The organism is Maricaulis sp., assembly GCF_030149425.1.
Classification (GTDB): domain Bacteria; phylum Pseudomonadota; class Alphaproteobacteria; order Caulobacterales; family Maricaulaceae; genus Maricaulis.
In genome coordinates this window covers 1-14,077 of record NZ_JASBRQ010000022.1, presented here as the reverse complement: position 1 = coordinate 14,077, position 14,077 = coordinate 1, and the positions used below count along the sequence as shown (strand labels likewise).

Here is a 14,077-nt window from a genome sequence, read left to right as displayed (position 1 = left end):
GCGGCTTCGCCGCGTCACCCACTCCCCCGCTGCGCGGGACCTCGCCCATCAAGGGCGAGGAGGTAAGCGCTATGGATTTCTTATCCCGGATAGATCTTTGGTCGGCTTCTGGCGCTCGGTCCCAGTCCTAGCGCGGGCCGGGCGGATAAACGCGCTCGCCCTTGAGCTTGAGTTCGAACAGGTCGGGCCGGGAGTAATGGCCAGCCGGGTCGCAGGCGGCCTTGGCCTTGCGCACCTCGTTGAGGTCGGCCCGGGCCATCAGGATGGTTTCGCCTTCGGCCGGTCCGGCGATGATCTCACCGCGCGGATCGATAATGGCGCTCTGGCCGGTGTGCTCAAAGGCGCTCAAAGGTCTGAAGCGCTCGGGCACGTGTTCGGTCAGGCGCAGCCCGGCCGGGGCGATGACATAGGCGCCGGCCTGGCTGGCAAAGGCGCGCGAGAGGAGAAGCTGGCGCGACCAGACTGGATCGCTGGGGGCGGTTTCCGGTTCGCGCCCGGGCCAGGCAGCGACATGGATCTGTGTGCCCTGGCAGATCAATGAGAAGCCGGGCAGCATGATATTGTGCTCCCAGCAATTCAGCCCGGACAATCGGCCATATTCGCGCGGATAGACCTGCAGGCCTTCGGCGTCACCATCGCTCCAGACCGAGCGTTCGTGATGGGTCGGCTTGATCTTGCGGTGGCGGCCCAAGATCTCCCCGTCGCGCGAGATGAAGACGAGGGAGGCGTAGATCGAGCCTTCCGTCGCCGGATCCAGCTCGGCGATACCGATGACAACATCGCAACCGGCCTGGCGTGCGGCCCTGGCGATCTGCGCCAGCTCCGGCCCGTCCAGCCGCACGGCCTGTTCCAGGTAGAGCGCATTGGCTTCCCACCACAAATCACTCAGCGGCGCTTCGATGAAGAACGGGTAGCCGGGCAGCCAGGTCTCGCCGAAGGCGGCGATATCAGCCCCCTGTTTGCCGGCTTCAGCGATCCAGTGGCAGGCCTTCTCGGTGGAGGCGGCCTTGTCGAAAAAGACCGGTGCGGCCTGGATGGCGGCGAGATGGATCAGGCTCATTCCGCTTCAGCCTCCAAGGCCGGGTCATAGCGTTCGAACCAGCGCAGGATTTCCGCGACCTTGGCCAGGAGACGGCTGGGCGTGGAATTGGAGATGGAATGGAAGCTGTCGGGAATGACCACCAGATCGGTCGGGACGCCGCGCAGTTTCAGGGCCGAATAATATTGCTCGGTCTCGGCCGGCGGAGTGCGGACATCAGCGCCGCCGACCATCATCAATGTCGGCGTGTCGACTTCGCCAACCAGGGAGAGGGGCGAGCGCTGCCAATAGGCATCCGGGTCTTCCCAGGGCTCAACACCAAACCAGTAGCGCGAGAAGAATTGCGGCAGGTCGGAATAGAGCACGAAGCTGGACCAGTTGATCACCGGCTTGACTACGGCCGCGGCGGCGAAACGATCGGTCTGACCGATCGCCCAGGCGGTCAGCGTGCCGCCGCCGGACCCGCCGGTGATGAACAATCGGTCCTCATCGATGAAGCCGCGCTCGACCATATGGTCCACGGCGCCCATCAGGTCGTGATAATCATTCCCGGGATAGGCATGGTGGATTTCGTTCGCGAAATCATATCCATAGCTCGTTGAACCGCGCGGATTGGTGTACAGGACAACATAGCCCTGGGCAGCCATGAGCTGGAACTCGGCGGAGAAGACCGGACCATAGGCGGAGAAGGGACCGCCATGGATTTCCAGGATCATGGGATAGGTCTGGTCCGGATCAAAACCCGGCGGGTAGAGCACCCAGCCCTGGATCTCCAGCCCGTCATGCGGCGAGGCGAAGCGGATATCTTCGACCTCGGAGATATAGCGTCCCGCCAGCACATCCTCATTCAGTGCGGTGAGAACCTCAAACCCGTCGGCAGTATTGCCCACGGCCAGCTCCGCCGGGCGGGTGCCCGAGGCAGTGGTGTAGGCGATCTGTCCGTTCGCAGCGACGCTATAGCTGCCGCCGGTATAGGGACGTCCGAAAGCGGCGCCGCCAATGCCGGAGGCGAGGCGCTCGACGCCGCCCTCAAGATCGACAAAGGCGATATGGGTATCGCCCTGATCGATCATCTGCACATACAGCCCGCTGCCGTCTGCGGCCCAGACCGGTGCGGCAACCGAGCGGTCGAGGCTGGCGGTCAGGGAGCGCGCGCCGGAGCCGTCGGCGGCGGCGATGTAGAGCTCGGTATTGTGATAGCCCATCAGCCGGTCGTCATAGCCCAGATAGGCGATCATCTGCCCGTCCGGAGAGGGGCGCGGGGCATTGTCGGGACCACGGCGGTCGGTGATGGCCGTGATGGCGCCGCTTTGCACATCAAGGCGATAGATATCCGTGTCGGGAGCTTGCGTGCCGGCATTCTCACGCCGGTCGGCGGAGAAAATCAGCGCCGAACCATCCGCCGACCAGGCGAAATCGGCGCCGCTGCTATTGGCCTCCCGGGTAATCTGGCGCACCGCGCCCTTGGCCACGTCGAGCACGTAGAGCTGCTGCCCGCCGCGCGGCAAAGGGCCGATACCGTCAATGCGGAAGACGAGGCGGTCCTCGACCTGCGCTGCCGCTGCCCAGTTATGATCGCCGCGCTCGGGCAGGGCGGCCGGCGGCAGGGGCGGTTCCGGTACAAAACCGGCAAAGGCGAGGAATTTGCCATCCGGCGACCAGCTCAGCCCGGCCGCACCGCCGGCCAGTTCCAGCACCTGCTCGTCACGCCCGTCTGCCGGCAGATAGATATTGATGCTGGTGACATCGCCTTCGCTGCGGACATAGGCGAGGCGGTCTGATTGCGGCGACCAGCGCGGTGAGGACATGGTGGCAGCGCTGCCATCCATGGCGCGATGGCGCTCACCATCGGCATCGATCAGCCAGATGCTCGAACGCGTGCTGTCGGTGGTGATGTCATTACTGGCGCGCAGATAGGCGATCTGCGACCCGTCCGGAGCGAATTGTGGCTGCGAGACCGCCTCCAGGCTGAAAACATCCAGCGGCTCCAGTGCGGAATCCTGGGCCCAGGCGGGCAGGGGGGCGAGCAGGAGCAGAAGGGACAGGTGACGCAGCATGACGGTCAATCTCCGGGTTTGAGAGTTTCACTGAAGCCGGTTTTTGCCGCCGGGCCAATCATACATGTGTGATTTCAGTCCGCCGTTGCAGCAATCGGGCAAAATAAAAGGCCGGAGCAAGATGCTCCGGCCTCTCATCAGGTTTGTTTCAGCGTCAGATCAGCGCGTGATCGTCAGCTCGAAGCCGATGGTGCGGCCCGGCTTGAGCGGGGACAGCGTACCCACAGCCGGGTAAGCGCCGAACGGCTCGTTGACGCCGTCATTCAGGCCGGCAAGGCCGAACAGCGGAGCGACATTGCCGCCAAACGGCAGCTGGGTGTCGCCACCGGCCTGCACTTCGTCGAGCAGGTTACGGCCGAAGATGGAGACTTCCAGACCGTCAACCGGCGTGTACCAGGTCAGGTTTGCGTCGAGCATGCCTGCGTCCTGGATCCAGCCGAAATTGCTGTCCGTGTAAGCGATACGGTCACGATACTGGTAGTTCACACGCGAAGAGATCGCGCCGTTATTACCGAGATCGAGATCGTGGATGAAGCCGATGCCCCAGGTGGTTTCCGGAACACGCGGCAGGGCCAGGGCGAGGTCATCGCCATCGACCAGACCGCCGGCATCGCCGGAGATGTTGAAGCGGACAGCGTCATACTCAGCGTCGATCAGACCGACATTACCCATGATCAGGAAGTCGTCGGTGATCGCATAGCGGCCTTCGAATTCGAAGCCGGAGATGGTGGCATCTGCGGTGTTCAGGATGGTCTGGACCACACCTGCGACCGGATCAGACGCGTTCACCTCACGCTGCATGTCCTCGACTTCCGTCATGTACGCACCGATGGAGAACTGGCCGCGGCCATCCTCGGTCTGGTGACGCAGGCCGATTTCATAGCTGTCGACGGTCTCTTCGTCGAACGCGAATGCGCCGCCATTGGAGGCAACGATCGCCTCGAACGGAGCCGGAGCCGTGATGCGGAAGTTATACCCACCGGAACGGAAACCACGGGTGTAGTTACCGTAGATATTGGTGTTGTCGTTCGGGAAGTACTGGAAGCCGACCTTCGGCGTCACATTGGTCCAGTCATCGGCATCGGAGAAACCATTATTCTCACCCGGAACGAACGGGTTGGTGCCGGTGAACGGGCAGGTGCCGTCGACGATGGAGCATTCCGGGCGCGGGCGGAGATAGGTCACGCTGGCGTCTTTTTCCTCGCGCGAATAGCGCAGGCCGAAGCTACCAATGAAGTTCTCGGTGAAGGAGTAATCAACCTGACCGAAGACGCCGAAGACGGTGTGGTCCTGGCGGCCGCCGCCGTAGAAACCGGCTGCGGACACGGTCGGCAGGTCGCGGATCTCGGTATAGCGGATTTCCTGGTCGAAATAGTAGATGCCCGTCGTCACATCCCACTGTCCGAACGTACCGGCATAGCGCAGCTCGTTGGAGAACTGTTCCTGCACGGTTTCCGAACCGGAGTGGAAGAAGAAGCCCGGCGTGGAGTCGATATCGCCGTAGGAGCTGCCTTCGCTGTCACGATAGCCCATGATGTTGGTGACCGTACCGTCACCGAAATCGACATTGAGGTCAGCGCGCAGGGAAGCGAGCCAAGCCTCGGACTCATAGAAGCCGCGCTCGTCGATCGAGAAGTCGAACGTGTCACGCTCGAACAGGCCGCGGTTCTGGGTCGACGGACCGTCGCCTTCGCCGGTGGAACGCTCGAGCTTGGCCAGGAAGGTCAGGTCCTCAGAGGCAAACCATTCCAGCGAACCGCGGACGATGGTGGCTTCGTTGGCGCCATGGTCGGAGCCGTCGAACAGGTTCTTGAAATAGCCGTCATCATCGTTGCGATAAGCGCCGAGGCGACCATTGAGGACGCCTTCGACGATCGGGCCGGAGATATAACCCTGGACCGTGCGGGCCCAGCTGCCGCGGTCGTCATCGATCGGGCCTTCCATGCCGATACGGCCGGCATAGGTCAGATCGTCGGTCGGCGAACCGGTGTTGATGACAAGCGCACCGCCGGTCGTATTCCGGCCGAACAGCAGACCCTGCGGGCCGCGCAGAACCTCGATCGAGTCGAGATCGAACATGTCGAAGACGAGGCCGCCATTATAACCCATGTAAACGCCGTCGATGAAAACGCCGACGGTCGGGTCGATGGACGGAATGGAAGAGTTCACACCTAGGCCGCGAATGGAGAAGTTGGCGGTACCGCGCGAGGTGGCGATATCGTCCAGCGTCACGTTCGGCATGGTGTAGCTGAGGCTTTCCAGGTCGCGCATGTTGAGCGCGTCGAGGCTGTCCGCATTGAACGCCGTAATGGAAATCGGAACGTCCTGGACATTCTCGGCATCGGGACGCTTGGTCGCGGTCACCTGGATGACATCAAGAATGGCGCTGACGCTGGAGCGGCGATCGTCCTCGTCCTGGGCGATGGCGCCGGTCGAGCAGATGGCGATCGCGCTCGCGCTGGCGAGCAGAGTTTTCGCGAAATCAAATTTCATTTGGTTCTCCCCTGATTTCACTGTGATTGTTTGCCCTGGCTGTTGTCCGGTTGTTGTGATTATTCCGGAGGCCCTTGGCAGCCATATCGTTGGGCGGTGGCGATGAATTGGTTCTCTTAGGAGCGTTCAACGCGGTCGCTGATCATACGGTGCGAGAGGCAGGACGGACCCGGCTTTACGCAATGATCGACGACTGATGTGGGCTTACCCTCCCTCGCATGACCTAGTTTGGCCTGACCGTTCGTCTAGCGGAAGCTCGCGGAAATTTGCCGAAACCGCAAAATACCACCGCTGAGCAAGCTTAGACCCGCTTCGCGCTTTGGGTAAATCCCTGTACCGGCAAGGAATCGCGCGCGGCTGTCACATTTCCATCAATGTGATGCATAGACGTCGCACTCAAAGACAGCCAGCGCCCGCTCTGGTTGGGGCATTGCCCACTGGAAGTGGCTAACTTTTAATGGTAATTCGGATATTCACATCGTCCCTGGCACCTGCGCGGCTAGGCTGTTGAAAGCCTGTCGCCGAATCGGTGTCCTATCGCTGCAATCGACCAATTGAGAGGGGTCATGACCGATCGAGTCCGCCGACTTTATGTGATCGCTGCCGCGGTCTGGATCGCCTTTGCTGCCCTTGCCATCACCGTCGGCCCGTTCTCTGCCGGGGCGATCGAGAGCCGGCTTGAGCGCAATGCACTCATGGCCTTGCAGGATCGCGGCCTGGACTGGGTGCAGGTGGAGATGCGCGGTCAGCGGGCCGTGCTCACCGGTGCTGCACCGAGCGATGATGCCCGCGCCGAGGCGATGGCCGTGACCCTGGCGTCGACCTGGTCCGGCGGCATTGTGGCTGGCGGTACGACCGGCGTCGTCGATGACATGACCAATGCCCGGCTGCAGCGCAGCTTTGCCTTCCGCGCCGACATGGCGGTGCGCGGCCGGGTGCTGATCCGCGGCGATGCGACCGACGCCTCCGCCCGCGACGGAATTGCGCGCTATGCCGCGTCCAGTTTCGCCAGTGGTGCCGATACCGATCTCACTCTGGTGCCCGGCGGATCGCAATCGGCGGAATGGGAAGAGGCGGCCAAGCGCTTGCTCGGGCAATTGGCCCGGCTCGAGCGCGGGTCGATCTATCTGGAAGGCCAGCAGGCAGCCCTGGTTGGCGAGGCGGCCAATCCGCAGGTCGCGGCCACGGCCGTTGCAGCCCTGGCCAATCTGCCGGTGCCCTATGTGGCAGCCAGCGTGATCACCCCGTCCGGGGCCCCGGCGGAAAGCTATGTTCCCGATGAGGCGGCCTGCCGCGCTGTCGTCCGGGCCGCACATGGCTCCGACGCCCTGCGTTTTGACCGCGAGGCGGCGACGCCGAGCCCGCTGACCGATGTGGCCCTGCGCCGGGTGGCCCGCATGTTTGCAGCCTGCCCTGACACGATGCGCCTGGTTATCGGGATTGCCGTGGCCGAAGGCGGCGAGGCCCTGGCGGCCGACCGGCTTGAGGCGGTGCGTATCCGCATGATTGAAAACGGTGTCAGCGAAAACCGGCTGGCGCTGGCACCGGCGGCCAATGCGCCGCGCATGATGACGTTTGAAATTGAAGCGATTGAGGGCTGATCGATGTTCTACCTGATCTGGCAGATGGGCTTTGTCCTTCTCGTCTCCTTTGCCCTGGGCTTGTTCTTCGGCCGGCAAATCTGGTCTGGCGATGCCCGCAGCGCCGAGGCGGATGAGGCCTTGGCTGAAGCCGCCCGCCTGCGCCGCGAGAACGAGAATCTCGCCCGGCGCCTGGGCGAGGCTGAAGCCCGTAACGAACATCCGCCCCATGCCGAGCCGGAAGAAAACATCAAGACCGGTGCGGCGGCCATGCCGGCGGCCGAGGTGAAGCCGAAAGCCAAGCCCGCGGCGAAGAAGGCCGCGTCCAAGGCCTCCAAGCCTGTGGAAAAACCTGTTGAGAAGCCTGTTGAAAGCCCTGTTGAAAAGGCTGTGAAAAAACCGGCGGAGCCGGCGGGCAAGGATGATCTGACCCGGATCAAGGGGCTCGGCCCGAAAGCGGCTGCCGCGCTCGCCGAGGGCGGCGTGACAAGCTTTGCCCAGCTCGCGGCCTGGAGCGAGGCCGATATCGCCAGCTGGGATGAAAAGATCAATGGCCGCGGCCGCATCACCCGTGATGACTGGGTCGGCCAAGCCAAAACTCTCGCCTGATCCGCAATGGATCGCGAGACCTTCCAGGCGTTTTGCGCAGACCTCCCGGCGACCAGCCATGTCGTGCAATGGGGCAATAGCGATGTCTGGAAGGTCGGCGGCAAGGTGTTTGTCGTCGCCGGATTTACCGGTGAAGACCCGCCGCGCTTCTCCTTCAAGGTCTCCGACATCTCCTTCGAGATCCTGCAAGACCAACCCGGTCTGCGCCCGGCGCCCTATCTCGCCTCACGCGGCATGAGCTGGATCCAGCACTATGATGCCCCCGGCCTCGATGACGAGGCCCTGCGCGACTATATCCGCGAAAGCCATCGTATTGTGGCATCGGGGCTGAGCAAGAAACGGCAGCGGGAATTGGGGCTGTTGGGCGAGGGGCGTTGAGAATTAAACCCTCATCCCGGACTTGATCCGGGATGAGGGGTTTAAAATGTCAGCACTCCATACCCACGCCAGCACATCGCGCCTCTCCCCGGGGCGAAGCGGGGGAAGCATCTCCTGCGAGGATTGTGTCTCCACCCTCATCCGCCCTCCGGGCACCTTCTCTCGCGCGGGAGAAGGGGGTAAGCGCGAGCGCCTTTTCTCCCTCTCCCCAACCGGGGAGAGGTCCCGCGATAGCGGGGGTGAGGGGCGCGCGGCGATAGCCGCGCATCACGACCACACACCGGGGCAAGTTTTTAGCGAAACCCCTCATCCGCCCTTCGGGCCGTGTCTTCCCGCTGGGGGAGAAGGAAGCCGGTGCCCTAATACGCCACTCGCGCCAGCACATCGCGCGCATCATAGGCCTCTGGTCCAGCCTCGGGCTCGCCGGTGCGGACCAGGATTTCCAGCGTCACGCTTTTCTCGCCGGCGCTGCCGTCGATGGACACGCCGAGCCCGACCGAGGAGCCGGAATAGCCGCGGCTGCCGATCGTACGGCTGACCGAGCCGCCAACCCGGACCGGGTCGCGATCATCGCCGTCGCGCAGGCGGGCCACGACGAGGAACCAGTCGCCGCCCTGTTCCAGGGTCAGCTCGGCGGCCCGGCGCAGGGCCAGGTCCTCGGTGCGGCCATAATCAAGATCGGAGCCGGCCGCGAAGCTAACCCGGAAGCGGTCGCTTTCAATCTGCTGCTGGGAATAGCCGCGATCACTGCCGCCCGCCGGGCCATAGACAGTGGGGGCGCTGACGCAGGCCGTCAGGCTGAGCGCACAGGCAAAAGGCAAAAGCAGACGCATCACTCGATCTCCATCCGGACAAGACCGGGAGATCAAACCGCTTCTCCGCCCTCCAGATCAACCCCCATGCGGTCCGTCGTGGTCACAGGCCTATCCGCGAAGCGAGCTGGAAAATGTGTCTGTCCCGGTTTTTTCCGGGTATAGTTTTGACTACAGCTGCCAAACGCAGAGTTTTTTTCCCAGAGCAGGATTTGCTCCTGGAAGTGGGAGAGCAATCAAGGGGATCCGGGAGATGAGAGGGCTTCTTTTGATATTCGGTCTGGCAGCATGTACCGGCGCATCGGATGGCGCAGGCGTTTTTGATGATGACGCAGCGGTATTCACTACGGTGCCGGAGGTCGAGGACGTTTGCTATCATGAGGTGCGGGTTCGCGAGGAGTGGTACCTCGAGCATGGCGCAGCATTTGATGACGCTATGCTGGTTCTCATGAGAAGATCATACGGCAACCCTCTGATTGGCTTCCCATTTGGCGCCGACAATTACCTCCATTTTGCTACAGCATGTGACCAGCAGGTGCTTGATGTGTTCGATGGGATACCGGTGGAGGCCGTTTTGATCGATAGAGAGATGTTTCTTGCCAACTATCAGACGTGGCGAAGCGGATTTTAGGAAGGCGCTTCCCTCGGGCTGCGAGCGAGATGCGTAATCGGTTGATCTTTTACGAAAAACCGGGGCAGAAAACTGTCTCAGAAAACAGGGACACGTACCAATTTTCCGTACTGATTGCTCAATCGTTTGCGGGGTGGCGCAACATTAAAGGGTACGTGTCCCCGTTTTTTCCCATGATTTGATGAGATAGAAAGGGACGGCGTTTTGAGGACCAGAACTCAGTACGGTTTAGTATTGTTTTTGTTGGGCATGGGGGCTCATGGCCTAAATATCTACAACCTCTACAATAGCGGGTTCCATCTAGGGGAGCATCATCTCTTCTATTATGGCGTCTTTGCTGTTGTCGGGACCATCGCCGCATTTGTTGGCTGGAAGCTACTGCGGGAGTAGGAAAAACCGGGACCGACACATTCTCCGGAATAAACAGGGACATGGACCAGTTTTTCCGTACTGATTTCTCGCTCGTTTTGCGGGGTAGCGTGCCATTAAAGGGTACGTGTCACCGTTTTTTCCGCGCCATTAAAGGGTACGTGTCCCCGTTTTTGCTCATCTCCTGTGCATGAGTATTAGAGAAGCCATGGCATGAAATACGCTACACTTTTACCGCTCCTGATCGTCGGCATATTTGCATTTAGCTCCTTGCCCCGGACAGAACCGGCGCAGACCGCTTCACAATTGCGCTTTTCAAACCGCTTCGTGGAGGGATGGCTTTGGGAAGTCGATTTTGAAGCGGGGAGATATAATGACAGGGGATCTACCGGTCACATACGGAGCTGCGGACCGGGTTGTTTTTCTGCGCCGGTAGTCTTTGAGTATCCCGTCTCTCACGGTTTCGACGGTATAACCCAATGGGAGCGCGGGGGAGATGAGTTCGATCTATCCGTTGAATTCCAAGTCATCGGTTTTATTGAAATGGAGTGGTGCGGTAGCGTTGTATCCGCACTGCACGTGAAGAGTTATAATGGAGCCGTGTATGCAGACTTGTACTATACGGCGCCAGCCGAGCTGATTGCGGTTCAAAGTGGTGGCCCAGGGCCGCTCTATTTAATGTGCTCGGAGGCAGGCGAAAAACTGGGACACGGACCAATTCCTGCGCACTGATTTCTCACTCGTTTGCGGGGTAGCGCGCAATTAAAGGGTAGGTGTCCCCGTTTTTTGGCCCCGGTCCTTCAACAGTGCAGTGAGTGAGGTTAAAAGATGATATCTAGGCTGTTCTTGGCTGTGATCTCCTTCGTGTTATCGTTTTGCTTGTTGTTTTTCTTTATCGCTCACTTCACGGAGTTGAGTGAGGTTTATTCGTGGCTGTCTTTTTTTGAGGGGGGATTGTTTTTTTGGGGGCCGCTTATTTTCTTTTTGGGCCTTGTTCAATGGATTAACTATTCGGATTTTTGGTTTGGTCGGAAATGATGGATTGAAGAAAAGAAGGGACATGGAAAAGTTGTCCGTACTGATGTCTCACGCGTTTTGCGGGGTAGCGCGTCATTAAAGGGTACGTGTCCCCGTTTTTTCGTGTCCCGTTTTTTGAATGTGTCGGTCCCGGGGTTTCCCCTATTCACCAACTCGTAAGATGCCCGCGCGCCCATTGCCGATCGGGATCGCCGAAGCCAATACCGCAATCATCGACATACTGATTGAAAAGCAACCTCAGAGTGGCCACGCCTCCAAAAGCTTCGTCAACTTCGCTGAGAACATGCGGAGCACCGCCCAAGACGGTGAAGCGCAACTGCTCGTCACACACCATAAAGAATGAGGCGTCCAACGACATGACGGCCACCGGGCTGAATATGAGTTCTGCCTTCACCCAATGTCGTAGCGTGGCGTCGTAGGCTCCGTTGAACACACCGTGCTTTGATTGACCAATACCCCAGACAGCAACACCTCGGGGAAATAGCACCTTAAGCTTGGCCTCCAACTTTTCAGCGTGCTCTGGCCCTTCCTCTTCAAGGAACAAGATTCCATCTGGCAAGACTCGAACGCGCGATGCATCGCAGGGCCAGTAGATCTGGCGACCAGCTTCTCGCCCCCAATCGTCCGCGGGAGTCGCGCGACGCTCCACAAGAGCGTCAAATTTCTCGAGCAGGTCATCAGCCTCGTTCTTCGGTATCAAGCCGATTGATTTTGGAAGCGGCGACCGCGTCCAGGGCAATGGCTCGTACTGTGGTGTGGCAGATGCGTTTTCAGAGGCCATTCGTTCGGATCACTCACAGAATAATCGGGGACACGTCCCCATTTCCCCGCACTGACGTTTCCTTCGTTCCTCTCAGGCCTCTTCCAGCTCCACGCCCATGCGTTCCAGCATCACCACCGCGCTGTCGGCGATCACCGTGCCCGGCGGGAAGACGGCGGCCGCGCCCATCTGGCGCAGGACCGGCTCATCATCCGGCGGGATGACGCCGCCGACGATGACGAGAATGTCTTCGCGGCCCTGATCGCGCAGCGCATCGCGCAATTCCGGCACCAGGGTGAGGTGACCGGCGGCCAGTGAGGAGGCGGCTGCGGCGTGGACGTTTTCGCTGACCGCCAGCTTGGCGGCTTCTTCCGGGGTCTGGAAGAGCGGGCCGATGACCACATCCCAGCCCAGATCGGTATAGGCCGAGGCGACGACTTTCTGGCCCCGGTCATGACCGTCCTGGCCGAGCTTGGCGATGAGGATTTTCGGCTTGCGGCCGGTCTTGGCGAGGAAGCTCGCGGCATAGCGCTTGGCGGCGGCGACCTTGTCATCATCGCCGGCGGCGGCGGCATAAACGCCCTCAACGGCCTTGATCTTGGCGACATGGCGATTGAAGGAACGCTCCATGGCGTCGGAGATCTCGCCCACCGTCGCCTTGGCGCGGGCCGCGTCGACGGCCAGGGCCAGGAGATTGCCTTGCCCGCTCCGGGCCGCCTCGGCGAGGGCGTCGAGCGCCGCGCCCACCTCGCCGGCATCGCGCTCATTGCGCAGGCGTTCGAGTTTTTCGATCTGCTGTTTGCGGACGAGATAATTGTCGACCTTGAGCACGGGCACGTCTTCCTCCTCGTCGAGGCGGAATTTGTTGACGCCGGTAATGGTCTGCTGGCCGCTATCGATCATCGCCTGGGTGCGGGCGGCGGCTTCCTCGATACGCAGTTTGGGAATGCCTTCATCAATCGCCTTGGCCATGCCGCCCAGCGCGTCGACTTCCTCGATATGCTTGAGGGCCTTGGCGGCGAGATCATGGGTCAGGCGTTCGATGTAATAACTGCCGCCCCAGGGATCGGCCGTGTCGCACAAATGCGCCTCGGTCTGCAGCAAAAGCTGGGTATTGCGCGCGATACGGGCGGAGAAATCCGTTGGCAGGGCGAGGGCTTCGTCGAGGGAGTTGGTGTGCAGGGACTGGGTGTGTCCGTCGACCGCGGCGATCGCTTCCAGGGCTGTGCGGCCGACATTGTTGAACACGTCCTGCGCGGTCAGCGACCAGCCGGAGGTCTGGCAATGCGTGCGCAGGCAGATCGACTTGTCGGAGTTGGGCGCAAAACGCTTCTTGACCAGCTTGGCCCAGAGCAGGCGCGCGGCGCGCAGCTTGGCGATCTCCATATAGACGTTCATGCCGATGCCGAAGAAGAAGGAGAGGCGCGGCGCGAAGGCGTCGACATCGAGGCCGGCATCCACCCCGGTCTGGATGTATTCCAGCCCGTCGGCAATGGTGTAGGCGAGCTCCAGATCGGCCGGCGCACCGGCTTCCTGCATGTGATAGCCGGAGATCGAGATGGAGTTGAATTTCGGCATGTTGGCCGAGGTGTAGGCGAAAATATCGGAAATGATCCGCATCGAGGGCTGGGGCGGATAGATATAGGTGTTCCGCACCATGAATTCTTTCAGGATATCGTTCTGGATCGTGCCGGAGAGCTTGTCCGGGCTGACGCCCTGTTCCTCTGCGGCGACGATATAAAGCGCCATGATCGGCAGCACGGCGCCATTCATCGTCATCGACACCGACATCTGGTCGAGCGGAATACCGTCGAACAGGGTGCGCATGTCATAGATCGAGTCGATGGCCACACCGGCCATGCCGACATCCCCGGCGACGCGCGGATGGTCGCTGTCATAGCCGCGGTGGGTGGCCAGGTCGAAGGCGACCGAGAGGCCTTTTTGACCGGCAGCCAGATTGCGGCGGTAAAAAGCGTTGGAATCTTCCGCCGTGGAGAAGCCGGCATATTGCCGGATCGTCCAGGGGCGCTGGCCATACATGGTCGGGTAGGGGCCGCGCACAAAGGGCGCTGCGCCGGGAACACTGGTCAGGAAGTCGAGGCCTTCGATATCGCCCGCACCATATTGCGAGGCGATGGGAATACCTTCCGCCGGCGTCCATTCACGACGATTGCCACCGCCGCCATTGCTATTGTCGTTCGGGCCAAGTTCGATCTGGGTGAAGTCGGGGGTCATGCTCATTACTCCGCTCCCTCGAACTGTGCGGCCAGGAAGACCGGTTTCAGCGCCGCCTCCGGCTCATCGACATGCG

11 protein-coding genes are annotated in these 14,077 nt (G+C 61.1%); 5 read left to right on the top strand and 6 right to left on the bottom strand.

The window, feature by feature from the left end:
* Positions 1-127 precede the first annotated feature (127 nt).
* From Q1V57_RS03705 to Q1V57_RS03695, 3 genes are all read right to left on the bottom strand, one after another.
* Positions 128-1,060, bottom strand: coding sequence for a carbon-nitrogen hydrolase family protein (locus Q1V57_RS03705; RefSeq protein ID WP_300527675.1), 933 nt, complete (start codon positions 1,058-1,060; stop codon positions 128-130).
* A complete protein-coding gene (locus Q1V57_RS03700) occupies positions 1,057-3,096 on the bottom strand; it encodes a S9 family peptidase (RefSeq protein WP_300527673.1) in 2,040 nt (679 codons plus the stop codon). Before Q1V57_RS03700 ends, Q1V57_RS03705 begins: the two co-directional genes overlap by 4 nt.
* 159 nt (positions 3,097-3,255) lie before the next feature.
* A complete protein-coding gene (locus Q1V57_RS03695) occupies positions 3,256-5,589 on the bottom strand; it encodes a TonB-dependent receptor (protein WP_300527672.1) in 2,334 nt (777 codons plus the stop codon).
* A 566-nt stretch (positions 5,590-6,155) separates the two neighbouring features.
* On the opposite strand from Q1V57_RS03695, the gene Q1V57_RS03690 reads away from it, so the two are divergent.
* Genes Q1V57_RS03690 through Q1V57_RS03680 form a run of 3 tightly spaced genes read left to right on the top strand, consistent with a single transcriptional unit; the run spans position 6,156 to position 8,156 of the window.
* On the top strand, positions 6,156-7,190 hold the full coding sequence (locus tag Q1V57_RS03690; protein WP_300527671.1) for a hypothetical protein: 1,035 nt from the start codon (positions 6,156-6,158) through the stop codon (positions 7,188-7,190).
* A 3-nt stretch (positions 7,191-7,193) separates the two neighbouring features.
* Complete coding sequence (locus Q1V57_RS03685) at positions 7,194-7,778, top strand: helix-hairpin-helix domain-containing protein (RefSeq protein WP_300527670.1); 585 nt, start codon at positions 7,194-7,196, stop codon at positions 7,776-7,778.
* Positions 7,779-7,784: 6 nt separating this feature from the next.
* Complete coding sequence (locus Q1V57_RS03680; RefSeq protein ID WP_300527668.1) at positions 7,785-8,156, top strand: MmcQ/YjbR family DNA-binding protein; 372 nt, start codon at positions 7,785-7,787, stop codon at positions 8,154-8,156.
* Between the two features lie 359 nt (positions 8,157-8,515).
* Here the strand turns inward: Q1V57_RS03680 and Q1V57_RS03675 are convergent, their stop codons facing one another.
* Positions 8,516-8,989 carry a hypothetical protein gene (locus tag Q1V57_RS03675; RefSeq protein ID WP_300527667.1) on the bottom strand — a complete coding sequence of 158 codons (474 nt, stop codon included), beginning with the start codon at positions 8,987-8,989 and terminating at the stop codon, positions 8,516-8,518.
* Between the two features lie 232 nt (positions 8,990-9,221).
* Between Q1V57_RS03675 and Q1V57_RS03670 the strand changes: the two genes are divergently transcribed.
* Together Q1V57_RS03670 and Q1V57_RS03665 are read left to right on the top strand one after the other, a co-directional pair.
* Positions 9,222-9,599, top strand: a complete 378-nt coding sequence (locus tag Q1V57_RS03670; RefSeq protein WP_300527666.1) for a hypothetical protein — start codon at positions 9,222-9,224, stop codon at positions 9,597-9,599.
* Positions 9,600-10,181: 582 nt separating this feature from the next.
* Positions 10,182-10,700, top strand: coding sequence for a hypothetical protein (locus Q1V57_RS03665; RefSeq protein ID WP_300527665.1), 519 nt, complete (start codon positions 10,182-10,184; stop codon positions 10,698-10,700).
* A gap of 451 nt (positions 10,701-11,151) precedes the next feature.
* On the opposite strand, the gene Q1V57_RS03660 is transcribed toward Q1V57_RS03665, so the two are convergent.
* On the bottom strand, positions 11,152-11,787 hold the full coding sequence (locus Q1V57_RS03660) for a hypothetical protein (RefSeq protein WP_300527664.1): 636 nt from the start codon (positions 11,785-11,787) through the stop codon (positions 11,152-11,154).
* A gap of 72 nt (positions 11,788-11,859) precedes the next feature.
* Positions 11,860-14,007, bottom strand: coding sequence for a methylmalonyl-CoA mutase (gene scpA / locus Q1V57_RS03655; RefSeq protein ID WP_300527662.1), 2,148 nt, complete (start codon positions 14,005-14,007; stop codon positions 11,860-11,862).
* Positions 14,008-14,077: the final 70 nt, after the last annotated feature.

Excerpts from the sequence above, each read along its gene's own strand:
- Q1V57_RS03705 (WP_300527675.1), bottom strand. The coding sequence starts at position 1,060 with ATGAGCCTGATCCATCTCGCCGCCATCCAGGCCGCACCGGTCTTTTTC.
- Q1V57_RS03700 (WP_300527673.1), bottom strand. The coding sequence starts at position 3,096 with ATGCTGCGTCACCTGTCCCTTCTGCTCCTGCTCGCCCCCCTGCCCGCC.
- Q1V57_RS03695 (WP_300527672.1), bottom strand. The coding sequence starts at position 5,589 with ATGAAATTTGATTTCGCGAAAACTCTGCTCGCCAGCGCGAGCGCGATC.
- Q1V57_RS03690 (WP_300527671.1), top strand. The coding sequence starts at position 6,156 with ATGACCGATCGAGTCCGCCGACTTTATGTGATCGCTGCCGCGGTCTGG.
- Q1V57_RS03685 (WP_300527670.1), top strand. The coding sequence starts at position 7,194 with ATGTTCTACCTGATCTGGCAGATGGGCTTTGTCCTTCTCGTCTCCTTT.
- Q1V57_RS03680 (WP_300527668.1), top strand. The coding sequence starts at position 7,785 with ATGGATCGCGAGACCTTCCAGGCGTTTTGCGCAGACCTCCCGGCGACC.
- Q1V57_RS03675 (WP_300527667.1), bottom strand. The coding sequence starts at position 8,989 with ATGCGTCTGCTTTTGCCTTTTGCCTGTGCGCTCAGCCTGACGGCCTGC.
- Q1V57_RS03670 (WP_300527666.1), top strand. The coding sequence starts at position 9,222 with ATGAGAGGGCTTCTTTTGATATTCGGTCTGGCAGCATGTACCGGCGCA.
- Q1V57_RS03665 (WP_300527665.1), top strand. The coding sequence starts at position 10,182 with ATGAAATACGCTACACTTTTACCGCTCCTGATCGTCGGCATATTTGCA.
- Q1V57_RS03660 (WP_300527664.1), bottom strand. The coding sequence starts at position 11,787 with ATGGCCTCTGAAAACGCATCTGCCACACCACAGTACGAGCCATTGCCC.
- scpA (WP_300527662.1), bottom strand. The coding sequence starts at position 14,007 with ATGAGCATGACCCCCGACTTCACCCAGATCGAACTTGGCCCGAACGAC.